This is a genomic window from Stenotrophomonas sp. (assembly GCF_050737575.1).
GTDB lineage: Bacteria > Pseudomonadota > Gammaproteobacteria > Xanthomonadales > Xanthomonadaceae > Stenotrophomonas.
The window spans coordinates 237,123-257,837 of sequence record NZ_JBOHXW010000005.1 but is presented as its reverse complement, the minus strand read 5'-3'; the positions used below and the strand labels follow the sequence as shown (position 1 = coordinate 257,837).

Genomic DNA, 20,715 nt, shown 5'->3' with positions numbered 1-20,715 from the left:
CGTCCATGTCCGCTTCTGGCCTGAAGCGGTCGATGCTGCCGGTGTGCGTCGGGGCGCCAGGGACGTCGTTAGCCATGGTTTGTACGTGAGGCACAGACTATGCCTATCCGTACATTCAGCTTAATCAATCGCATTTCTCCGCGCCGCCAAATATACTGTCCCCCAGTACAGGATATGAGGCCGGCCGATGCCGCATTCACCGGAAGAGAAAAAGAAGGTTCTTGCCCGGGTCAAGCGCATCCGCGGCCAGTGCGATGCGTTGGAGCGTGCGCTGGAGGCCGGTGTCGATTGCAACCCGGTGCTGCAGCAGATTGCCGCCATCCGCGGTGCGGTCAACGGGCTGATGTCCGAGGTGATGGAAGCGCACCTGCGTGAGGAGTTTGGCCAGCCAGCGCGCTCGGAAGCGCAGCGCGCCGCGCGGGTGACCGAGATGTCCGCCCTTATCCGCTCCTATCTCAAGTAATCGCGTGGCGCATTGCGTCGCGTTCCCATATTTCGCAGGAGAAGATTCATGAAATCACGTGCCGCCGTTGCCTTTGGTCCGGGCCAGCCCTTGCAGATCGTCGAGATTGATGTCGCACCGCCGAAGGCCGGCGAAGTGCTGGTCAAGATCACCCACACCGGCGTCTGCCATACCGATGCGTTCACGCTGTCCGGCGATGATCCGGAAGGCCTGTTCCCGTGCGTGCTGGGCCATGAAGGCGCCGGCATCGTGGTGGAAGTGGGCGAGGGCGTGACCTCGGTGAAGGCCGGTGACCATGTCATTCCGCTGTACACCGCCGAGTGCGGCGAGTGCCTGTTCTGCAAGAGTGGCAAGACCAACCTGTGTACGTCTGTGCGTGCGACGCAGGGCAAGGGCGTGATGCCCGACGGCACCAGCCGCTTCTCGTACAACGGCGAGCCGATCTATCACTATATGGGCTGCTCGACGTTCTCCGAGTACACGGTGGTGGCCGAAGTGTCGCTGGCCAAGGTCAACCCGGACGCGAACCCGGAGCACGTCTGCCTGCTGGGCTGCGGCGTTACCACTGGCATCGGCGCGGTGCACAACACGGCAAAGGTCGCGGAGGGCGACAGCGTTGCGGTGTTCGGCCTCGGTGGCATCGGTCTTGCGGTGATTCAGGGCGCGCGCCAGGCCAAGGCGGGCCGCGTGATCGCCGTCGACACCAATCCGTCGAAGTTCGAGTTGGCCAAACAGTTTGGTGCCACCGATTGCGTCAACCCGAAGGATCACGACAAGCCGATCCAGCAGGTGATCGTGGAGATGACCGGCTGGGGCGTGGACCACAGCTTCGAGTGCATCGGCAACACCAACGTGATGCGTGCGGCGCTGGAATGCGCGCACCGTGGCTGGGGCCAGAGCGTGATCATCGGCGTGGCCGGCGCGGGCCAGGAAATTTCCACCCGTCCGTTCCAGCTGGTGACCGGCCGCAAGTGGATGGGCACCGCCTTCGGTGGCGTGAAGGGCCGCAGCCAGCTGCCGGGCATGGTTGAAGACGCGATGAAGGGCGACATTGAACTGGCGCCTTTCGTCACCCACACAATGGAACTGGACAAGATCAACGAGGCCTTCGACCTGATGCACGAAGGCAAGTCGATCCGTTCGGTCATTCACTACTGAGATGAGTACGATGTTGAATAAAGACGCATTGGCCGCAGCGCTGGCTGACATGGGTGACGATCAGGAAGGCCGTGAGGCGATCGAGCGACTGCAGGCGCAGGACCTGGAGAAGATCGATCAGTCGATTCTGTCGTCGTTGGACCAGACCTGGAAGAAGGCCGGCTTCGTCACCACGGGTGTGTTGCTCGCAGCGCCTGACGAGTACGAGGACATCCCGGAGTCGTTTTATGCGTTGCGTATCGGCGTCCTGGCCAGCGAATCGCGCATTGAGGTAAAGGGCAGTCTTGAGGTGTTGAAGACCTGCGAGATCCGCTTGCCGGCGGCATCGTGAGGTGACTGAGATGACGGCAGAACGTATCGAACACCGTGCCTGTTTTGGCGGCTGGCAGGACGTATATCGGCATACGTCCACCGTGCTGGGCTGTGAGATGAATGTGGCGGTGTACCTGCCGCCGCAGGCCGAACACGGCCCGTGCCCGGTGCTGTACTGGCTTAGTGGCTTGACCTGCACCGAGCAGAACTTCATCACCAAAGCCGGCGCACAGCGCTACGCGGCCGAGCACGGCATCATTCTGGTGGCGCCGGATACCAGCCCGCGCGGTGACGCTGTTGCCGACACCGACAGCTACGATCTGGGCAAGGGTGCGGGCTTCTATCTCAACGCAACGCGCGAGCCGTGGTCGAAGCATTACCGCATGTACGACTACATCGTCGACGAGTTGCCGGCGTGGGTGCAGGCCAATCTTCCGGCCAATGACGTGCGTGCGATCAGCGGTCATTCGATGGGCGGGCATGGTGCGTTGACCATCGCGTTGAAGAACCCCGGCCGCTACCGCAGCGTGTCGGCGTTCTCGCCGATCGTTGCGCCGTCGCAGGTGGCGTGGGGGCAGAAGGCATTCACTGCGTATCTCGGTGAAGACGAAGCCGCATGGTTGCAGTACGACGCGGTCGCGCTGGTCGGCGATGCGAAGGAACGTTTGCCGCTGCTGATCGACCAAGGCGGTGGCGATGAATTCCTCGACACGCAATTGCGCCCGCAGCTGCTGCAGGCCGCGTGCGAAGCCGTTGGTCATCCGTTGGAAGTGCGCATCCAGCCCGGCTACGACCACAGCTATTACTTCATCAGCAGTTTCATCGGCGAGCACATCGCGCACCACGCCAACGCGATGCGTTGAGTGGGTGGGTGGAGCGGAGGCATGCTCCGCTGAGGTTTTTTCAGTGGAGCTATTGCCGAGCATGGCTGGGCACTACCAAAACGGTTGCATGGATGCACGGCTGCGGAAAAGAAATGCTGGGATTTCATCCCAGCCTACGCAGGTTCCTGCAACACAAAATCCGTGTACGCATAGCGTGAATCACGCAACACGGTTTCTCCTTGCGTCACCGCAAGCGCATTGGTGAACATCGGCCCGGCGCTCACGCAGGTGTGGAATTCGCCGTTCTCGCCGCAGGCATCAATGCCGGGCGGCAGCGCTTCAAGCAGTGAATGATCGAACCCGCGGCCGGCGAAAGCGGCGTCGAGGTGTTGGGTGTCCACGCAGCACAGATGGGCGCGCAAGCCGCCATCGATCATCTCCCGCGCCAATGCGCGGGTATCGCGACCAAACAATGGGAACACGGTCTTCCAGCCGAGCGTGGCGTATTGCTGTTCACGCCAGCTGCGGATGTCCTGCAGCAACAGATCGCCGAATGCCAGTGTTTTCAGGTCGGGCCAGCGTTGCTGTGCTTGGTGCAGCGTGTCGGTCATGCGTTGCAGGTACAGCGCGTTGTCGCAGGCCTGAGGAATCCATGACGACAGCAGCGGCAAGCCGGCGGCGCGCGCCTGCGCGTGCAGCACCGTTGCACGCACGCCTTGCATCGACGAGCGTTCATGGCCTTCGGTGAGGGTGGTGAGCAGTGCAGCGACGTGCATATCGTCGCGCTGCTGCAGATGGTGCAAGGCCCAAGCGGCGTCTTTGCCGCCGCTCCATGACAACAGGACAGGAATGCTCAAGGTTCAGCGCACGTCGCGCAGTTCCCAGTGGTTGCCGGCCAACAGGCGCAGGCGCTGTTTGAACACGTCGCCGGGCAGGCTGGTGGTGGCTTGCAGGTTGATGCGCAGGTCGGCCTGTTGGCCGGTGACGGTCGCGTTCGGGTCGGTGGCGGCCATGGACGGATCCACATCGTCCGGCTCGTCCTGCACCGACTTCCAGCGCTCGAACAACTCGGTGGTGCGCAGTGCGGCCTGCAGCTGCTCGGCAAAGGCGTCGGCACCGCTGGCGGTGAAGGACAGGCGTGGGTCGCTGCCACGGGCCTTGGACGGGTCCGGGAGGGAAATCGAATAGAGCACGGACATGCAGGTTCTCCTTGAAGAGGGGCAAGCCTAACGTGGCGCGCGTTGCGGTGCCGTGGACGTGGCCGCGTCCTCAGGTGTCGAAGCCGTGCGGGCCGTCGGCAAAGCCAATGGTCACCGCGCCCTTGCCGACGTTGACCATGCCGGTCAGGCTCATCAGCGCTTCCATCAGCGTTACCCCATTGGCCTCACAGATGCTGCGCAGCTGCGCGTAGCCGGGCAGGGCGCGCAGTTCGTCGAGCGGGCCGCCGTAGCTGACGCACACCACCGGGGTCAGCAGACCGTGGACGACGCGCTTGGCAACGACGGCGAACAATGTCTGCACCGCATGGTCGAAGCCCTTGATCTTGGCCACCGGCGCGGTTTGGCCGCGGTAGCCGTGCAGTACCGGCTTGATGTCCAGCGCACTGCCGAGCGCGGCACTGAAAAGGCCCACGCTGCGGTCGCCCTTGTGACGGGCGCGGGCGCGCATGTAATACAGGTCGCGGGTAACCATGTAGCCGTGGGTGTTGATGGCCACCTGTTCCAGCCGCTCGCGCATCTGCTGCACGGTGGCGCCGGCATCGCGCATGCGCACCGCTTCGACCGCGCTCACCGCCTGGGCGGCAAACAGGTTCTGGGTGTCGATCACGCGCAGGCTGAAAGGCGAGTTGTAACCGGCCGCCTGACGGATCGGCTTGTACTCGTTGAGGATGCTGTAGCCGGCCTGCACTGCGTTGTCGTACAGCGGGCTGCGGGTACGGGTGATGGTCAGGCAGAACACCTGGTCGAAATCGGTGACCAGCTGTTTCAGGAACAGGTCGCGGATCTGCTCGGTGGTGTACGGGATGGTCTCGGCCTCGGCGCCCTGGTCGCTGAGCGGGCCCTGTAGAAAAGCCAGCGTGTCGGCTTCGTCCCGCTGGTCGGGCAGCAGGGTCTGGCCGATGCGTACGGCGATGGGCAGCAGCACGATGTTGTTCTGGTGCAGATAGTCCATCGGCAGGTCGCACGCCGAGTCCACCACGATTCCAATCCGCATACGGAGCCCTCTCCTGATCCGATGTTTGTCTTGGGCGGAACCCTATCGTAAAAACCGCTTCCGGGGCGGAGTTCGTGGGCCGGGTCGCACTTGAGATGTGTCCCATTTCACGTCCGGCTCATATCCACGCGCTTGGCGGCCCATTAAGCTAGCGCCCAAGCAGCCCGGCCCCCGTGCCGTTGCCGCGACGGAATTGGCAGGATGGCGCTGCCTGAAGGCAGGCAGTGAGGCGGGGAAGCAGCAATGGAAACGGTAGAGCAGGTGGTGGATTTCTGGCGTAGCGCGGGGCCAAAACGTTGGTTCACGCGAGATGACGCCTTCGATAATGCGTTTCGCCAGCGCTTCGAGGAGCTGCATTGGCTGGCAGCCCGTCGCGGTTGCGAGGAGTGGCTGCAGACCGCCGACGGCGCGTTGGCGCTGCAGGTGCTGCTGGATCAGTTCCCGCGCAACTGCTTCCGTGGCACCGCGCACTCTTATGCAACCGACGGGCTGGCGCGGCATTACGCCATGCGCACCATCGAGGAAGGCCTGGATCGGGAGTTGACCCCGCAGCTGCGCGCTTTCATCTACCTGCCGTTCGAGCATTCCGAAGATCCGCAGGACCAGGACCGTTCGGTGGCCATGTTTGAAGTGCTGGGCGACCTGGAATATCTAAAGTTCGCCGAACTGCACCGCGACATCATCCGCCGCTTTGGTCGCTTCCCGCACCGCAACGCGGTACTGGGCCGGATTCCGACACCGGATGAACTGCACTTTCTGGCGGAAGGTGGGTTTGCGGGGTGAGCTTTCAGTGGCAAGTGACGTGGTGAATGAAAAGCGCCGGCATTGCTGGCGTTTTTTTGTTGCGACGACATGCTGACTGATGGATTCCGTGGGCCAGGCTGATTTTGATGCCAGCCTGCGGCTGTCCCCCTCTCCCCAACCCCTCTCCCGCCAGGGGAGAGGGGCTCGGATTGCTGCAAGTTGAAGCAATCTGAGCAGCTGCAGCTTTGAAGCCCCTCTCCCCTGGCGGGGCGAAGCGGGCTGCTTGCGAACCATTGGTTCGCAGCCCGGTGAGCGCCCTTGCGCCAGCGCACGGGCCGGGGCGCGGAGCGGGGGTTGGGGAGAGGGGGCCTTCGGAAAAAGAAAAACGCCGGCAATGCCGGCGTTTTCCATTACAGCGATACCGCGAGCCGATCAGTACTTCGGGACGCTGTTGTCCACGTTTTCCGACCAGGCGTCGATGCCGCCGGTGACGTTGAACACGTTGGTGAAGCCCAGTGCCAGGAACTGCTCGGCGGCCTGTGCGCTGCGGCCGCCACGGTGGCACAGGAAGGCCAGCGCGGTGTCCTTGGGCAGGGCTTCGAGCTTGGCGCGGTTGTCGCCGTCGAAGGTTTCAAACGGCGCGTTGATCGCGGCGATGGCACGTTCGTCGGCCGGGCGCACGTCCACCACGGTGATGCTGCCGGCACGCAGCTGGTCATCGGCGCTGCGCACGTCCAGCTCCTGCACCGGCTTGGGCGCGTTGGGGTTGTTGATCGCCAGGCCCTGGCCACGGATGTCGTCCACCCAGTCGATGGTGATGCCTTCGGCACGGCGGGCGCTGGCCGAATCGAACTGGACGCGTAGGCCGTTGGATTCAGCGGCGATGGCGTTGGCGTCGTGCGGGGCCAGCTGGAAGTTCGGCTGGAAGCGGGCGTCGATGCTCAGTTGCAGCGCGGCGCCGGGGGAATCGGCCAGTGCGCCCTTGAGCATTTCCACGGCCGCCGGGGTGACGGTGATGGTCGGCGGGGTGCGGTCCGGCGCGGCAAGGCCGAGCAGGCTGCTCAGTTCACCACTGCTGGCCATCTGCAGAATGATGTCGCTGCCGCCGATCAACTCGCCGTCCACATACAGCTGCGGAATGGTCGGCCAGTCGCCGTAGGCCTTGATGCCTTCACGGATTTCCTGGTCGGCCAGCACGTTGACGTGACCGAATTCCACGCCCAGATCCTGCAGCGCGCCAACAGCCTTGGCCGAGAAACCGCATTGCGGCATGGTCGGCTGGCCCTTCATGAACAGGACGACGCGGTCGGCGCCGAGGAGGGTTTCAATGCGCGCGCGCAGGGCGGGATCCAGGGACATCATGTACTCGTGGAAGTGGTTTGGGACAAAGGCCGATTCTACGCTGCGTGGCATCATGGGGCATGACTGGCACGCAAACTCTGCATCGCATTCCTGCCCATCCGTGGCGTTGGGTGCCTTGGGTGATCGCTTCACAACTGTTGGTGCTGCTGGTGTGGTGGCAGTTCGGCTGGGCTTGGGGGCTGCCCGCGCTGCTGCTCAGCCACGCGCTGTTTGTGGTGCCGGTATTCCTGCCAAACAGCCGCTTTTATGCGCCGGTACTCAGCCGCGTGCCTGGCCCGGCGGTGTGGCTGACGATCGATGACGGCCCGTCCGATGAGACGCCGGCCCTTCTGGATTTGCTGGATCAGTACGGTGCCCAGGCCACCTTTTTCATGGTCGGTGAACGCGCTGCCGCGCGGCCGGAGCTGGTGCGCGAGGTGCTGCGGCGCGGCCACGGCATTGCCAATCACAGCCAATCACACCCGCAGGCGCGCTTCTGGTCGTTGGGCCCGGGCGAAATGGCGCGTGAAATCAGCACCTGCCAGCAGGTGCTGGGGGATATCGCCGGGTCGCCGCCGCGCTGGTATCGCTCGGTGGTAGGCATGACCAACCCGTTCGTCGCCGCCGCGCTCAAGCGGCACGGGCTGACCCGGGTGGGCTGGAGCGCACGCGGTTTCGATGGCGTTGGCTGCGACCCTGAGGTGGTGGTGCGGCGGATTGGCCGCGATCTGGGCCCGGGGGCGATCGTGCTGTTGCACGAAGGCGCCGCCCACGGCCACAACCTACGCATCATCGAAGCCGTCCTGCAGCAGTTGCAGGCCAAGGGCTTGCAGGCACGCCTGCCACAGGGAACGGCGTAGACTCGCGTCCCGTTCCCGCTGTCCCCGGATCACCGCCCCATGCCTTTTTCCCGACTCGGTCTGTCCCCCTACGTGCTGCCTGCGCTGCAGGAGGCGCTGCAGCAGGCCGGGTATGCACAGCCGACGCCGATCCAGCAACAGGCGGTTCCGCTGATCGTGCAGGGCCGCGATCTGGTGGCGCTGGCGCCGACCGGCTCCGGCAAGACCGCCGCTTACGTGCTGCCGGCGTTGCAACGCTTCGTGCTGACGCCGCCGCGCAAGCCGCGTGTACTGGCGCAGCTGGTGCTGGTGCCGACCCGCGAGCTGGCACAGCAGGTGGCTGATGTCTTCATCACTCTGGGCCGTCATCTGGAGCGCCAGCCGCGCGTGGTGTGTGCGGTGGGCGGGGTGTCGATCAATCCACAGATGATGTCGCTGCGTGGCGGCGCCGATGTGATCGTGGCGACGCCCGGGCGGTTGCTGGATCTACTGGCGCACAACGCCTTGTCGCTGAAGCAGGTGCAGCTGTTGGTGTTGGATGAAGCCGACCGTCTGCTGGACATGGGCTTTGGCGATGAAGTGCGGCAAGTGCTGGCGGAGTTGCCGGTGCGCCGGCAGACGTTGCTGTTCTCGGCCACGTTCCCGCCGGATATCGAAGCACTGGCCGGCGCCGGCTTGCAGGCGCCGCAGCGCGTGCAGGTCAGCGAACAGGCGCAGCCGGAAATCGAGCAGCGTGCGATTCGCATTGACAGTGATCGTCGCACCGAACTGCTGTTGTCGTTGTTGGACGATCCGGGTTGGCCGCAGGTGTTGGTGTTCGTCGGCAGCCGCCGCGACAGCGACCGCTTGGCCAGCCATCTGCACAAGGCCGGGGTGAGCGCGCAGGCGCTGCATGGCGACCTGTCGCAGGGGCGCCGCATGCGCATGCTGCAAGCGTTCAAGGATGGCGAACTGCAGGTGCTGGTGGCCACCGACCTGGCCGCACGCGGCATCGACATCGCGCGGCTGCCGGCTGTGGTCAATTACGAGTTGCCGCGTTCACCGGACGACTATTTGCACCGTATCGGGCGTACCGGACGTGCTGGTGAAAAAGGCCATGCGGTGAGCTTTGTCGATGCGGCATCGCTGGCGCATTGGCGGTTGATCTGCAAACGCAATGCGCTGGACGTGGTGGTCGAAGAACTGGCCGGTTTCGAGCCCAAACATGCCGCACCGATCGCGCGGCGCGTAGCCGATGACAACGGCGGCATCAAAGGCCGCAGGCCGAGCAAGAAGGATCGCCTGCGGGCGGCGGCAGCGGCGAATCCGGCGGAGTGAGGGCGCAACGATCTGTCCCGTGGCTGGGCAGGTTGCGGTGATGTTTCGGCTGTCGATTTCTGCTTTTCAGCTGTCATTCCCGCCTGCGCGGGAATGACGGCTGGGAAACGAAGCCAAAGCCAAAGCTCAAGGTCAGAAGCCAGAAGCTCAAAGCCAAAACCAATGCATTGCCCGATGTGATCGGGCAATGCCCTTGAATCAATCTTCGAAGTCGCTTTCCGAAGCAGTTGCTGCGTCCGGCGCGGCAGTCGGGCGCGGGGTGCGCTTGCCGGCCTTGCTCAGCACTTCGACGTAGAACTGGGTGTTGCCGGCGGCGACCAGCGCGTCAATTGCGCGGAACAGCGCGTCATACGCGACCGGCTTGGCCGAGGCTTCGTCCACGCCGAGCTTGCTGTCGAAACCCCAGGCATCCGCACCGGCCGGCAGCGCCTTGCCGCGCTCGCGCTTGGTGTATTTGCGGATGTCGTGCTTGCTGGCTTCCAGCAGACGGTCGGGGTTTTTGCCTTCGAGGTCGAGGCGGTAGGTTTTTCTCACGGGTATCTCGTCGGTGTGCCGGCCAGGACGGCCGGCGGAAAAGGAATGGCGCAATTATCAGCGCAAACGGCTGAGTCGGGGCTCAATCGCGTTGCGCGACCAGCAACCAGTTGTTGAATGGGGTGTTGCCGTACAGCGGGGTGGCGGTGACGGTGAGCCCACATTGCTGCAGATGCGGCGAAATGGCGTCCAGCCCGAGATAGTGCCGGGGCCGGAAGCGCATCCAGCCGACCACGTTGGCGGCACGGTCGCCGATACGGGAAACCACACTGCGCCGGCTGCCGTCGGCCACCGTCATGCGGATCACCAGCCGGTCACCATCCCCCAGCATGGCGGCGGTGTTCTGCAGCAAGGCGAGTTGGGCTTCCGCTTGCAGGTACTGCAGCACGTCCAGAATGGCGACGCTGCCCTGATGCCGGGGCAGGGTGGTGGCCAGATCCACCTGCTCGAAGCACATGTCGGCCAATCCGGCGCGACCGGCGGCGTGACGGCCGCTGCGGATCTTCGCGGCATCGTTGTCCACGCCGTAGTAGGCCATTGCCTGGCCGTCCTGGCGCAATGCATGGGCCAGCAGCCCCAGCCCACAGCCCAGATCAAGCACTGGGCTGGTACTGCCCCGCAGTGCGGCCAGCACGCCGGGATATAGCGGATCGCTGCGCAGCTTCAGTAGCGCGTAGCAGTAGTCATTCCAGTTCTTCCAGGGACGCGTCGGAGCAAATGCGCCGGCGATGGCACGGGCTTCATCGGCGGTCATGGCCGGATGCACGCGCTGCACCGTCACGCCGGCGGTTGCGGCTTCAGCAAGGCCGCTGCCACCGGCAGCGCCTGTTCCATCCAGCGCTGGTACATCAGTGCCGAAGGGTGCAGGCCGTCTTCGACCAGCATCGCCGGGTTGGCGCCATCGTCGCGGCTGGTGGGGGTGATATCGACAAAGGCCACGCCGTAATCGCCGCAGCAGGCACGGGCGGCGGCGTTGAAGTCGTCGATCTCGCGGGCCACCTGCGCGGCATCGCGGTCGTTGGCCTGGGCATAGGGCGTGAAGCCCCAGTCCGGTGTGGACAGCACCAGCACGTGGCCCGGGTGCTCGCCGGCCAGGGCAATCGCACGCTGCAGCAGTTGCTCGAACTGCTGCCGGTACTCGGCCAGCGGGCGGCCACGGTATTGGTTGTTGACGCCAATCAGCAGGCTGACCAAGGCGAACGGGCCCTGCGGCGCGGCCTCGTCGATGGCGCTGGCCAGCTCGTCGGTGGTCCAGCCGGTGGTGGCGATGACCTGCGGATCGTCCAGATCAATGCCCTGTGCGCGCAACGCGGCGGCCAGCTGGTACGGCCAAGTGCCGGCAGCGGGCACGCCTTCACCGATGGTGTAGGAGTCGCCCAGTGCCAGATAGCGCGAGGACGTGGTGTCGGCGGTGGGTTCCATTGCGGACTCAGGCACGACGCGACTTCAGCGGCACCACTTTGGTCACCGCCTCGGCGCGGCGGGCCAGCAGCTTGTCGATACGGCTGAACACGTCGCGCATCACGCTGGCTTCCGGCAGCAGGGTCACGCGGAAGTGGTTGCGGTAAGGCACGTTGAAGCTGGAGCCCGGCACTACCAGTACGCCTTCTTCTTCCATCAACTGCAGCGCGAAATTGTGGTCGTCAAATCCCTGCGCGGCCGGCCCGACCACGGCCGGGAAGGCATACAGCGCACCGGACGGCACCACCAGCGACAGGTGCTCGCTGGCTTCGCAGGCCTCGATGACCGCGCGGCGGGTTTCGTACAGGCGACCGCCCGGCGAGCACAACGCGCTGATGGTGTCCGGGCCGTTGACGGCTGCTTCGATGGCGTATTGGCCCGGCACGTTGGCGCACAGGCGCAGCGCGCTGAGCAGATCCAGCGCTGCGCGGAAATCGCCCAGATGCTCACTGGCGCCGGACAGCAGCATCCAGCCCACGCGCCAGCCGCAGGCGCGGTGCACCTTGCTCAGGCCGCTGAAGGTCAGGCACGGATGATCGCCGGCCAATGGCGCGACCGGCTGGAACTGCGCGCCGTCGTAAAGAATCTGGTCGTAGATCTCGTCCACCAGCAGCAACAGGTTGTGCTTGCGGGCGACGGCGACAATTTTTTCCAGCAGTTCGCGCGGGTAACTGGCGCCGGCCGGATTGTTGGGGTTGATCAGCACGATGGCGCGGGTGCGCGAAGACACCAGCGTTTCCATCTCCACCGGGTCAGGCAGGAAGCCGTTTTCCGGGCGGCAACGGTAATACACCGGGCGGCCGTCGTTGAGGATGGTGGCCGCCGACCACAGCGGGTAATCGGGCGAGGGCACCAGCACTTCGTCGCCGGGGTTGAGTAGCGCCCGCAGCGAGAGGTCGATCAGTTCGGACACGCCATTGCCCAGGAACACGCGGTCGGCCACGGCATCGGGCGCACCACGGCGGGCATAGGCGTCGGCGATGGCTTCACGCGCGCCCGGCAGGCCTTGCTGATGGGTGTAGGGATCGGTGCGGCCCATGTCATCGGCGATGGCGCGCTGCAGGTGTTCCGGTGCGCGGAAACCAAAGGCGCCGGGATTGCCGATGTTGAGTTTGATCAGCTTGCGGCCCTGGGCCTCCAACTCGCGCGCTCGTCGGGCAAGTTCACCACGGATTTCGTAGCGGACTTCGGACAGGCGTTCACGGGTAACCAGCGGTTTGGAGGGGCTTGACATTTCGACAGGGCCGTCATGGGCATGGAAGCCGCATGGTAGCTGAATTGTTGCGCTGCGGGGCGACGGTTCCAATGCCAACCAATGCGGTTGGGAGTGGTTTGCGGGGGCGTTTGAGAGCCCCCCTCGCCAACCCCAATTCCGCCACCCCGGTAGAATTGCCGGATGACTGATCCCATCGATTTCAACGCGCTCCGCTTCATTGGCTGGCCTTGGCCCGGCGCCCCCGAGGAACCGACTTGGCAGGAGGCGTTTGCCGCTCATCCGCAGGCGCGGCCGGCGCGGGTGATCGAACAGCACCGCACAGGGTATGTGGTCGCCGACGCGCCCGAGGCCAGCATGAAGACCGAGTCGCCGGCGGAATGGCAGCGGCCGCGTTTCCCCAGCCATGAGCGGGCGGCGGTGGGTGATTGGGTGCTGCTGGACGGGATTCGCATCGTTGCGTTGTTGCCTCGGCGCACCTCGATCAAACGCGGTGCGGCGGGCGAGCATTACCACCAGCAGGTGATCGCGGCGAACATCGATACGGTGTTCATCGTCTGCGGGCTGGATGCGGACTTCAATCCGCGCCGCATCGAGCGCTATTTGCTGCTGGTGGGCGGCGGCGGTGCCGCGCCGGTAGTGGTGCTGACCAAGGCCGACCAGACCGAATACAGCGAAGATGCGTTGGCGGTGTTGGAAGACCTTGCCGTGCAGCAGATTCCGTTGCTGGCGATCAACGGCAAGGATCCGGCCAGCGTCGCCGCCTTGATGCCGTGGTTGCAGCCGGGCCATACCATCGTGCTGGTGGGTTCGTCCGGTGCTGGCAAGTCCACGCTCACCAACACGTTGTTGGGCGAGGAGCGGATGAAGACCAATACGGTGCGCGAGAACGATTCGCGCGGCCGCCACACCACCACCTATCGCGCGCTGATGTCGCTGCCGACCGGCGCTTGTCTGATCGACACGCCCGGCATGCGCGAGCTGAAGCCGACCGGCGAGGAAACCCTGGCCGAAGGTGGTTTCGCGGATATCGAAGCGCTGACGTTGGAGTGCCGGTTCCGCAACTGTGCGCACGAGCAGGAGCCGGGCTGCGCGGTGCAGGAAGCCATCGAGCGCGGCGATATCGATGAAAGCCGGTGGCAGAACTACCTCAAGTTGCGCGAGGAAGTGGCAAACGCCGCCGCCAAACTCGCCCAGCGTCAGGCCGAGCAGGCGACCGAGCGCAAGAGCACCGGGCGCGGTGCGCAATGGCGGCCGATAGGGAAGGGCAAGCGGCGTTGAGACGTTTCACCGGTCGCTGCAGATCGTGATGACTCCCTTCTCCCGTCTACGGGAGAAGGTGCCCCGAAGGGGCGGATGAGGGCAGCTCTCCGCTTTCGTCATTGATGGTTGTTTGTTTCAGACCAAGTTGATCCAGCGCCCGCATTCCAGCGCAGGCTCAACCCTCACAAGCCCTCCGCCAAGAACACGCGAGGGCTCACGCGGAGATGGCATGGACCACCACGACCCCGACATTTCCCATCACGCCGCACTCGATGCGCGCCTGGTGGCCGCGGTGCGCGGCATCCGCCTGCTCACGCTGACCAGTTGGCCGGCATCGCATCAGGCGCCGTTTCTGCAGAGCGTGGCGCGCGGCAATCCGCTGTTGCCGCAGGTCAGTTACCCGAAGCAGGATTTCAGCGAGGCGCGGCGCGAACTGGCCGCCATCGAAAAAAGCGTCGATGAAGCCCATCCGCTGGGTGTGTACCTGCGTGATTCGGTACGCAGCTGGGATCTGGCCGCGAGCCTGTTGGAAGTGCTGGGCACGCCGGCGGTGGATCACTATTCCAGCCAGTTGTTTGGTGTGCCCGAGCAGCCGATGCCGGGCAACGGCCCGACGACGCGCGAAGCGGCGCGGCACTTCATCCAGATTGCGCAGGAGCTGGACCACGAACTGCTGGCGCCGGAAGAAACCGTGCCGGTGTCGGCTACCGCGTTGCAACTGCAGCTGCAGTCCGATCTCGATGATTTTTTCGATGCGCGCATCATCACCGTCGAGCTGGATGCGGACCTGATCGCCAAAGCCGCCGCCGGCGCCACCCGCATCCGCCTGCGTACCAGTGCATGTTTCAGTGCCTACGACCGCGCGCAGCTGTTCCATCACGAAGCGCTGGTGCATTCGCTGACCGCACTCAACGGGCGCGATCAGGTGGTATTGCCGAGTCTGGGTTTGTCGTCGCCGCGCATCACCGCCACCCAGGAAGGCCTGGCGACATTTGCCGAACAGATCACCGGCAGCATCGACATCCAGCGGCTCAAGCGCATCAGCCTGCGGATCGAGGCGATTGCGATGGCGCGCGAGGGGGCGGACTTCATCCAGGTGTTCAATTATTTCCGCGACGCGGGACAGACGGCGGAGGAAAGTTTTTCCTCGGCGCAGCGGGTGTTCCGTGGCGTGCCGACCAGCGGCGGCGCGGCGTTTACCAAGGACACCGTGTACCTGCGCGGCATGGTGTCGGTGCACACGTTTTTCCGACAGATGTTGCGCGAAGACAAGCTGCGCACCTGTCGCTGGTTGTTCGCCGGCAAGATGACCTTGGGCGATGCGCAGGCTTTGGCGCCGCTGTTTGAAGCCGGCGTCCTGGCAGCGCCGCGCTGGTTGCCGCAGTGGCTCAACCGCGCCAACGGGCTGGCTGGCGCGTTGGCGTTTTCGTTGTTCGCCAACCGTATCCGCATGGACCAGATCGGCGATAACTGAGCTTGCTCAGGGCGTGCCGAGCAACTGGGTGATGGCGCGTTCGCCGCTGCCCATTGCCAGCGTCCAGCCGAGCATGCCGTGGCCGATGTTGCAGCCCAGCCCGTCGCCAAGGTCGCGGATGATCGGTGACGACCACGGCGTCACCGGACGCAAACCGGCCCAGCTGCTTTCGATGTGGTCGTAGTCAGCAGCCTCGGGCAGGGACGCACGCGCCATCGCCACCAGCTGTGCCAGTCGCGCCGGTTCGGGCGCGGGATTCCAGTCGTTGAGGTCGGCCAGGCCGGCCACGCGGATGCGGTCGCCGAGTCGGCAGAACACCAGCTTGCGCTTGGTGTCGGTGATGCTGACCTGCGGCGCGTTGGCGCCGAGCGGAGCGGTGAACGAGTAGCCCTTGATCGCCATCAGCGGCACCCGCACGCGCAACGGGCGCAACAACGCCGCGCTGTCGATGCCGGCGCAGACCAGCACCTGCGGTGCCTGTGCCTGACGACCATCGCGCGCCTGCAGCTGCCATTGGCCCTGCTTGCGCTGCAGCGATTGCGTATCGAAATCGAAATCGGCCTGCACGTTGTACTGACGTTGCAGTACGTCCAGCAGCCCCTGACTGAAGCGGTAGGGATCGCCGGCTTCTTCTTCGGGCGAGTACACCGCGCCGGCCAGCCACGGCGCGCCGGACAAGGCCGGTTCGATGGCAACTGCTTCGGCGGCATCGACCAGACGTTGCTGCACGCCGTAAGTACGCTTGAGCGCGATCATTGCCGCAGCGCCCTGTGTACCCTCAAGCGTTGGGTACAGATGCAGTTTGCCGGACACGACATGCTCGAAGTCGATGGGATGGCGCTGCAGCAAGGCCTGCATCGCCGAGCGCGATTCCAGCGCCAGTTCCAGCGTGGCCAGCGTGTTTTTGTGCAGCCCGCCGCCGTTGGCCTGGCGCAGGAACGCCAAACCCCAGCGCATGAAACCCGGGTCGGCCGACCAGCGGGTGCGGAACGGTCCATTACGGCCGAACGCCATTTCCGGCAGCTGGCCCCAGGTTGCCGGGCCGGCCATTGCATCGGTGTAGGCGTAGCTGAGCTGCGCGCCGTTGGCGAAGCTGGTGCCCAGCGCTGGCCCGGCATTGCGGTCCACCAGCAGCACCGAGCGACCCCGTCGCGCGGCGGCATAGGCGCTGGCCAGACCCACCACACCGGCGCCGATGATGATCAGGTCGTGGCCGGCGGTGGCGGGGTTGTCAGCGGATGCATTCATGGGGCAGACGACACAGAGCGAGCGATGTCATGCATTGTCGCGCTGCAGCACGCGTTTGGCGCGGCTGCAGCGCACGGATCGGGCCTTCAGTGCGGCCAGAAGTTGAGGAAGCCGGTGATGATCAGCGCATTGATGAAGTCGATGAAGAACGCGCCCACCAGCGGCGCCACCAGGAAGGCGCGCGGCGCCGGCCCGTAACGCTGGGCCAGGCGACGCATCACTGCCATGGCGTTGGCGGTGGTGCCCAGCATGAAGCCGATGAAGCCGCCGCCCATCACCGCCGCGTCGTAGTCGCGGCCCATCAGCCAGTAGATCGGCGCGGCGAACAGCGCCACCACCGACACCTGGATGATCAGGTTGACCAGCAGCGGCAGGCCCATGCCGGCCAGCTCCCACAGCTTGAGATCCATCAGCGCGATGGCCAGGAACAGGGCAAGGCAGATGTTGCCAACCAGGTCGGTGGTCGGCACCGACAGCTTGATCCAGCCGGTGTAGTCATCGATGTTGCGGATCACCGCGCCCACCAGCATCGCGCCGATGTAGACCGGCAGAGTCAGGCCGATGCCTTCAAAGCCCTTGCCAACCCACACGCCCAGCCACATCGCCATCAGCAGCACGACAATGCTCTTGAGTGCGTCGAACTCACGTGCCGATTCGCTGGGATAGCGCACCACCACCGACTCCTCGGCCAACTGCTCGGCTTCGGTGACCTTCCGGTTCGGGTGTTGCACCTTGAAACGCTGCATCAGCACGGTGATCACCGGGCCGCCGACCAGGCCGCCGCAGATGATGCCGGCCATCGCCGCGGTCACCGCCAGACTTTCGGCGCCGACCAGCCCGGCCTTTTCAAACAGCGGTGCGAACGCCAAGCCGGTGGCCGGGCCGCCGGTCAGCGTTGCCGAACCGGCCAGCACGCCGAACATCGGGTTCAGGCCGAACAGCTTGGCCACGCTGATGCCGATCAGGTTCTGCAGCACCGCAAAGATGCTGGCGATCAGCAGGAACAGCATGACCTGCTTGCCGCTGACCTTGAGCAGACGCACGCTGGCATTGATGCCCAGGGTGGTGAAGAAGGCCACCATCAGCGGCGTTTTGAGCGTGGTGTCCAGCTCGAACAGTGTGGTCTGCTGGTCATGTGCCCACCACACGGCCAAGGCCACCAGCAAGCCGCCAACCACCGGTTCAGGCAGGTTGTAGCGGCGGAACAGGGGAATGGCACGGCACAGCGCGTAGCCAGCGAACAGGGTCAAGCCGGCAAAGGCGACCGTCTGCACGGCATCGAGTTGGATCATGGAGCGGGTACCTCAACCAGCGGGACAGGGACTTTGTCCGCCTCGGCAGACAATATCAATAGCGGTTGGAGGTGGTTGCAGGGGGTTTTCCACCATCCTGTCGTTGGTGACTTACGAACGGCCAAAGATGAATAGGTGTTTGTTGCTATGCACCAGTCCGTCTGAATGCGGCAGGTGCGGGTCGCGATGGCATCTTCGTCGCCGCCCTGCGCTCTGCACGGCGGCTTGGTCGTGGGGCGACGCGGCAGCTTTCATCCTGCCGCGTGGACTCAGTCGCGGGCAGGGCGCTTGTAGGCGATGCAATCCACCTCGACCTTGCAGTCGACCACCATGCGGCTTTCGACGCAGGCGCGGGCCGGCGGGTTGTCGCCGAAGTAATGCTTGAACACGCTGTTGAAGGCGTAGAAATCGCGCGCGTCATCCAGCCACACGCCGCAGCGGACCACGTGCTCCGGGCCGTAACCGGCTTCTTCCAGAATCGCCAGCACGCTGCCGATGACCACATGCGACTGCTCGGTGACGGTGCCGGCGACCAGCTCGCCATCGCGCATCGGCACCTGGCCGGACACATACAGCCAGCCATCGGCTTCGACCGCGCGTGAAAACGGCATGTGCTGCTTGCCCTGGCCGACGCCGCCTTCGGCGCCATAGCGTTTGATGTCGCTCATGGAATTCCTCGTTCTGTGTTGCAGTAATGGATTCAGTGCGACGGTGCCGCTTCCGGGGTGATGAACTGGCCCGAGTGTGCGGCAACGGCGTGACCGTCATAGGCCAGTTGGCCGTTCACCCATACCGCGTTGATGCCTTCGGCGGCGCGGATGGGATCGTGGAAACTGGCGGTATCGCGCACGCGCGCCGGGTCGAACAACACCAGGTCGGCACACCAGCCGGCGCGAATGAAACCGCGCGCGCCCAGGGTGAAGCGTGAGGCGGGCAGGCCGGTCATCTTGTGCACGGCGGTGTGCAGCGGGAACAGCTGTTCGTCGCGTGCGTAATGGCCGAGCACGCGCGGGAACGTGCCCCACAAGCGTGGATGCGGGCGCGGATCGCGCGGCAGGCCGTCGGAGCCGATCATGGTCAGCGGATGGCTGAGGATGCGGCGCACGTCGGCTTCGTCCATGCAGTGGTACACGGCGCCGGCCGGTTGCAGGCGGATGGCGGCATCCATCAACGGCAGCTTCCAGTCGGCCGCGATGTCGGCCAGCAACCGGCCGCCTTGAGTGGGCTCGGACTCGGACCAGGTAATCAGGATGTCGTAGGCGTCGGTGACCTGTTTCAGATCCAGCGTCGAGGCGCTGGCGGCATAGGGATAGCAATCGCAGGCCACGTCCTGCTGTGCGGAGGTGGATTGCAGATAGTCGAGCACTTCGCGGCTGCGACCCCAGTTGTCGATGCCGGCGCATTTGAGGTGCGACACGCGCACGCTGGCTTGTGGCGCACGCGCGGCATCGAAGGCTTCTTCCATCGCATCGAGGATGCCGGCGAATTCATCGCGCAAGTGCGTGGCGTAGAGGCCGCCGCGCGGCAGTTCCAATGCGAGGTCGGTCACTTCGCACGCGGCTGCGTTGAACGCCGATGCATACGCCAAGCCGCTGCTCAGCCCGAGTGCGCCCTGCGCAAGGCTGTCGCGCAGCTGCACGCGCATGGCGGCGATTTCTTCATCCGTCGCGGTGCGATCCAGTCGATCCATATGGTTCTGCCGCAGCGCGGTGTGGCCGACCAGTGCGGCCACGTTCACTGCTGGCTGCGCGCGCTGCACCGCATCGCGGTAGCTGGCGAAATCGGGATAGCAGAAGTCAGCAACATCACCGAGCAGGTTCATCGGGTCCGGCACGTCATTGCGGATGCGCACCGGGCTGGCACTGATGCCGCAGTTGCCGACCACCACCGTGGTCACGCCCTGCGACAACTTGTTGACCATGTCCGGGTTGCGGATCACTTCCAGATCGTCATGCGTATGCACGTCGATGAAGCCCGGCGCCAGCGCCAGCCCGCGCGCGTCGATGACCTGCGCGGCGTCACCCTCGCAGTGGCCGACGGCCACGATGCGACCGTCGCGGATGGCGACATCGCCGTGGACACCGGGTTGGTCGCTGCCGTCGAGAATCAGGGCATCGCGAATCAGAACGTCATACATGAATCAATCACCCAGCGGCAGGCGCGAGTCGCCGCCACGGTGGCGGTCCAGTGCCAGCTTGATGCGGCGCAGGTGCTCGTGGTTGGCGGTGGCGCCGTTGAGCGCGGTGGTGGTGGAAAGCACGTCGATGGCCAGCATCATTGCGTAGCGCGACGCCGAGGGCTTGAACACGAAATCGGTTTCCTCGATCTGGATCGGCAACAGCCAGTCGCTGCGTTCGGCCAGGTCGGTATTGGCCTGGGTGATGGCACCCACGCGCGCGCCATAAGTGCGGGCGATGTCCACCGCCGAGACGATCTCCGGGGTGATGCCGCTGACCGACAACGCCAGCACCAGATCATCCGGGCCAAGCGTGGCGGCGATGATCTTCATCATCAGCGCATCGCTGCATGCCGATACCGGGCGACCAAAGCGCACCAGGCGGCTCTGCATTTCCTGCGCGAACACGGTGGAGCAACCGCCTAGGCCGAAGATGTGAATCATCCGCGCATTGCACAGCGCATCGGCCAGGCCCTGCACCACGTCTTCTTTCAGATTGGCGATGTTGTGGCGCAGGCTTTCCTGGATGTCGTCGCAGATCTGCGCATACAGCGCCGAGATCGGCGGTGCGTTCTGCTGCTCAAGGAAGCGCTTGCCGACCGCGCTGGCCGACGCCAGGCGTGCGCGTAACTCGCGCACATGCTCGCAGCCCAATGCCTTGGCGAAGCGCGAAATGGCCGCGGCGCTGACTTCGGCGCGTTCGGCCAGTTCACTCACGCCGTACTGTGCGGCAGCGTCCACGTCGGCAAGGATGGCCGCGGCAATGCGCGCCTCCACCGGGCTGAATTCGTGCTGGCGCTGCCGCAGTTCGTAGACGATATCGAACGTGTTCTGGGACATGG

The 20,715-nt window shown here is 64.9% G+C and carries 22 protein-coding genes; 9 read left to right on the top strand and 13 right to left on the bottom strand.

Annotation, left to right across the window (positions count from 1 at the left end):
• Positions 1-187: 187 nt before the first annotated feature.
• The 4 genes from ACREP4_RS11710 to fghA are packed head-to-tail and all read left to right on the top strand — an operon-like array spanning position 188 to position 2,796.
• A complete protein-coding gene (locus ACREP4_RS11710) occupies positions 188-463 on the top strand; it encodes a metal/formaldehyde-sensitive transcriptional repressor (protein ID WP_431596357.1) in 276 nt (91 codons plus the stop codon).
• A gap of 48 nt (positions 464-511) precedes the next feature.
• Positions 512-1,621, top strand: coding sequence for an S-(hydroxymethyl)glutathione dehydrogenase/class III alcohol dehydrogenase (locus ACREP4_RS11705; protein WP_431596356.1), 1,110 nt, complete (start codon positions 512-514; stop codon positions 1,619-1,621).
• 10 nt (positions 1,622-1,631) lie between these two features.
• Positions 1,632-1,952 carry a hypothetical protein gene (locus ACREP4_RS11700; protein ID WP_431596355.1) on the top strand — a complete coding sequence of 107 codons (321 nt, stop codon included), beginning with the start codon at positions 1,632-1,634 and terminating at the stop codon, positions 1,950-1,952.
• A 10-nt stretch (positions 1,953-1,962) separates the two neighbouring features.
• Positions 1,963-2,796 carry an S-formylglutathione hydrolase gene (fghA, locus tag ACREP4_RS11695; RefSeq protein WP_431596354.1) on the top strand — a complete coding sequence of 278 codons (834 nt, stop codon included), beginning with the start codon at positions 1,963-1,965 and terminating at the stop codon, positions 2,794-2,796.
• Between the two features lie 134 nt (positions 2,797-2,930).
• On the opposite strand, the gene ACREP4_RS11690 is transcribed toward fghA, so the two are convergent.
• The 3 genes from ACREP4_RS11690 to ACREP4_RS11680 form a co-directional block, all read right to left on the bottom strand.
• Positions 2,931-3,614, bottom strand: a complete 684-nt coding sequence (locus ACREP4_RS11690; RefSeq protein WP_431596353.1) for an ATP-binding protein — start codon at positions 3,612-3,614, stop codon at positions 2,931-2,933.
• A 3-nt stretch (positions 3,615-3,617) separates the two neighbouring features.
• Complete coding sequence (locus ACREP4_RS11685; RefSeq protein ID WP_431596352.1) at positions 3,618-3,956, bottom strand: hypothetical protein; 339 nt, start codon at positions 3,954-3,956, stop codon at positions 3,618-3,620.
• A 70-nt stretch (positions 3,957-4,026) separates the two neighbouring features.
• Positions 4,027-4,971: a DegV family protein gene (locus tag ACREP4_RS11680; RefSeq protein WP_431596351.1), complete on the bottom strand. Its 945-nt coding sequence runs from the start codon at positions 4,969-4,971 to the stop codon at positions 4,027-4,029.
• A 243-nt stretch (positions 4,972-5,214) separates the two neighbouring features.
• Between ACREP4_RS11680 and ACREP4_RS11675 the strand changes: the two genes are divergently transcribed.
• Positions 5,215-5,754 (top strand): DUF924 family protein, encoded by a 540-nt coding sequence (locus ACREP4_RS11675; protein WP_431596350.1) that lies wholly within the window; start codon positions 5,215-5,217, stop codon positions 5,752-5,754.
• A gap of 393 nt (positions 5,755-6,147) precedes the next feature.
• Here ACREP4_RS11675 and grxD read toward each other — a convergent pair whose 3' ends face one another.
• Positions 6,148-7,074, bottom strand: coding sequence for a Grx4 family monothiol glutaredoxin (gene grxD / locus ACREP4_RS11670; RefSeq protein ID WP_431596349.1), 927 nt, complete (start codon positions 7,072-7,074; stop codon positions 6,148-6,150).
• Between the two features lie 62 nt (positions 7,075-7,136).
• Between grxD and ACREP4_RS11665 the strand changes: the two genes are divergently transcribed.
• Together ACREP4_RS11665 and ACREP4_RS11660 are read left to right on the top strand one after the other, a co-directional pair.
• Positions 7,137-7,916, top strand: coding sequence for a polysaccharide deacetylase family protein (locus tag ACREP4_RS11665; RefSeq protein WP_431596348.1), 780 nt, complete (start codon positions 7,137-7,139; stop codon positions 7,914-7,916).
• 39 nt (positions 7,917-7,955) lie between these two features.
• Positions 7,956-9,212, top strand: coding sequence for a DEAD/DEAH box helicase (locus ACREP4_RS11660; RefSeq protein ID WP_431596347.1), 1,257 nt, complete (start codon positions 7,956-7,958; stop codon positions 9,210-9,212).
• A 198-nt stretch (positions 9,213-9,410) separates the two neighbouring features.
• On the opposite strand, the gene ACREP4_RS11655 is transcribed toward ACREP4_RS11660, so the two are convergent.
• The 4 genes from ACREP4_RS11655 to ACREP4_RS11640 form a co-directional block, all read right to left on the bottom strand.
• The gene (locus tag ACREP4_RS11655) at positions 9,411-9,746 is read right to left on the bottom strand and encodes a DUF6172 family protein (RefSeq protein ID WP_431596346.1); all 336 of its coding nucleotides are present in this window, start codon (positions 9,744-9,746) and stop codon (positions 9,411-9,413) included.
• A gap of 82 nt (positions 9,747-9,828) precedes the next feature.
• A complete protein-coding gene (locus ACREP4_RS11650; RefSeq protein WP_431596472.1) occupies positions 9,829-10,500 on the bottom strand; it encodes a methyltransferase domain-containing protein in 672 nt (223 codons plus the stop codon).
• Between the two features lie 23 nt (positions 10,501-10,523).
• Positions 10,524-11,168, bottom strand: coding sequence for an SGNH/GDSL hydrolase family protein (locus ACREP4_RS11645; RefSeq protein ID WP_431596345.1), 645 nt, complete (start codon positions 11,166-11,168; stop codon positions 10,524-10,526).
• A 7-nt stretch (positions 11,169-11,175) separates the two neighbouring features.
• Positions 11,176-12,441, bottom strand: coding sequence for a pyridoxal phosphate-dependent aminotransferase (locus ACREP4_RS11640; protein WP_431596344.1), 1,266 nt, complete (start codon positions 12,439-12,441; stop codon positions 11,176-11,178).
• A 162-nt stretch (positions 12,442-12,603) separates the two neighbouring features.
• On the opposite strand from ACREP4_RS11640, the gene rsgA reads away from it, so the two are divergent.
• Complete coding sequence (gene rsgA, locus ACREP4_RS11635) at positions 12,604-13,701, top strand: ribosome small subunit-dependent GTPase A (RefSeq protein WP_431596343.1); 1,098 nt, start codon at positions 12,604-12,606, stop codon at positions 13,699-13,701.
• A 211-nt stretch (positions 13,702-13,912) separates the two neighbouring features.
• Complete coding sequence (locus ACREP4_RS11630; RefSeq protein ID WP_431596342.1) at positions 13,913-15,157, top strand: flavohemoglobin expression-modulating QEGLA motif protein; 1,245 nt, start codon at positions 13,913-13,915, stop codon at positions 15,155-15,157.
• Positions 15,158-15,163: 6 nt separating this feature from the next.
• Here ACREP4_RS11630 and ACREP4_RS11625 read toward each other — a convergent pair whose 3' ends face one another.
• The 5 genes from ACREP4_RS11625 to ACREP4_RS11605 all read right to left on the bottom strand — a co-directional run bounded on the left by ACREP4_RS11625 (position 15,164) and on the right by ACREP4_RS11605 (position 20,713).
• Complete coding sequence (locus tag ACREP4_RS11625; protein WP_431596341.1) at positions 15,164-16,405, bottom strand: FAD-dependent oxidoreductase; 1,242 nt, start codon at positions 16,403-16,405, stop codon at positions 15,164-15,166.
• A gap of 86 nt (positions 16,406-16,491) precedes the next feature.
• On the bottom strand, positions 16,492-17,697 hold the full coding sequence (gene gltS, locus ACREP4_RS11620) for a sodium/glutamate symporter (protein ID WP_431596340.1): 1,206 nt from the start codon (positions 17,695-17,697) through the stop codon (positions 16,492-16,494).
• Positions 17,698-17,966: 269 nt separating this feature from the next.
• Positions 17,967-18,365, bottom strand: coding sequence for a RidA family protein (locus tag ACREP4_RS11615; protein WP_431596339.1), 399 nt, complete (start codon positions 18,363-18,365; stop codon positions 17,967-17,969).
• A gap of 32 nt (positions 18,366-18,397) precedes the next feature.
• Positions 18,398-19,834 (bottom strand): N-acyl-D-amino-acid deacylase family protein, encoded by a 1,437-nt coding sequence (locus ACREP4_RS11610; protein ID WP_431596338.1) that lies wholly within the window; start codon positions 19,832-19,834, stop codon positions 18,398-18,400.
• A 3-nt stretch (positions 19,835-19,837) separates the two neighbouring features.
• On the bottom strand, positions 19,838-20,713 hold the full coding sequence (locus ACREP4_RS11605) for a MurR/RpiR family transcriptional regulator (protein ID WP_431596337.1): 876 nt from the start codon (positions 20,711-20,713) through the stop codon (positions 19,838-19,840).
• Positions 20,714-20,715: the final 2 nt, after the last annotated feature.

Coding starts and splice junctions, on each gene's coding strand:
- ACREP4_RS11710 (WP_431596357.1), top strand. CDS start 188: ATGCCGCATTCACCGGAAGAGAAAAAGAAGGTTCTTGCCCGGGTCAAG.
- ACREP4_RS11705 (WP_431596356.1), top strand. CDS start 512: ATGAAATCACGTGCCGCCGTTGCCTTTGGTCCGGGCCAGCCCTTGCAG.
- ACREP4_RS11700 (WP_431596355.1), top strand. CDS start 1,632: ATGTTGAATAAAGACGCATTGGCCGCAGCGCTGGCTGACATGGGTGAC.
- fghA (WP_431596354.1), top strand. CDS start 1,963: ATGACGGCAGAACGTATCGAACACCGTGCCTGTTTTGGCGGCTGGCAG.
- ACREP4_RS11685 (WP_431596352.1), bottom strand. CDS start 3,956: ATGTCCGTGCTCTATTCGATTTCCCTCCCGGACCCGTCCAAGGCCCGT.
- ACREP4_RS11680 (WP_431596351.1), bottom strand. CDS start 4,971: ATGCGGATTGGAATCGTGGTGGACTCGGCGTGCGACCTGCCGATGGAC.
- ACREP4_RS11675 (WP_431596350.1), top strand. CDS start 5,215: ATGGAAACGGTAGAGCAGGTGGTGGATTTCTGGCGTAGCGCGGGGCCA.
- grxD (WP_431596349.1), bottom strand. CDS start 7,074: ATGTCCCTGGATCCCGCCCTGCGCGCGCGCATTGAAACCCTCCTCGGC.
- ACREP4_RS11665 (WP_431596348.1), top strand. CDS start 7,137: ATGACTGGCACGCAAACTCTGCATCGCATTCCTGCCCATCCGTGGCGT.
- ACREP4_RS11660 (WP_431596347.1), top strand. CDS start 7,956: ATGCCTTTTTCCCGACTCGGTCTGTCCCCCTACGTGCTGCCTGCGCTG.
- ACREP4_RS11650 (WP_431596472.1), bottom strand. CDS start 10,500: ATGACCGCCGATGAAGCCCGTGCCATCGCCGGCGCATTTGCTCCGACG.
- ACREP4_RS11645 (WP_431596345.1), bottom strand. CDS start 11,168: ATGGAACCCACCGCCGACACCACGTCCTCGCGCTATCTGGCACTGGGC.
- ACREP4_RS11640 (WP_431596344.1), bottom strand. CDS start 12,441: ATGTCAAGCCCCTCCAAACCGCTGGTTACCCGTGAACGCCTGTCCGAA.
- rsgA (WP_431596343.1), top strand. CDS start 12,604: ATGACTGATCCCATCGATTTCAACGCGCTCCGCTTCATTGGCTGGCCT.
- ACREP4_RS11630 (WP_431596342.1), top strand. CDS start 13,913: ATGGACCACCACGACCCCGACATTTCCCATCACGCCGCACTCGATGCG.
- ACREP4_RS11625 (WP_431596341.1), bottom strand. CDS start 16,405: ATGAATGCATCCGCTGACAACCCCGCCACCGCCGGCCACGACCTGATC.
- gltS (WP_431596340.1), bottom strand. CDS start 17,697: ATGATCCAACTCGATGCCGTGCAGACGGTCGCCTTTGCCGGCTTGACC.
- ACREP4_RS11615 (WP_431596339.1), bottom strand. CDS start 18,365: ATGAGCGACATCAAACGCTATGGCGCCGAAGGCGGCGTCGGCCAGGGC.
- ACREP4_RS11610 (WP_431596338.1), bottom strand. CDS start 19,834: ATGTATGACGTTCTGATTCGCGATGCCCTGATTCTCGACGGCAGCGAC.
- ACREP4_RS11605 (WP_431596337.1), bottom strand. CDS start 20,713: ATGTCCCAGAACACGTTCGATATCGTCTACGAACTGCGGCAGCGCCAG.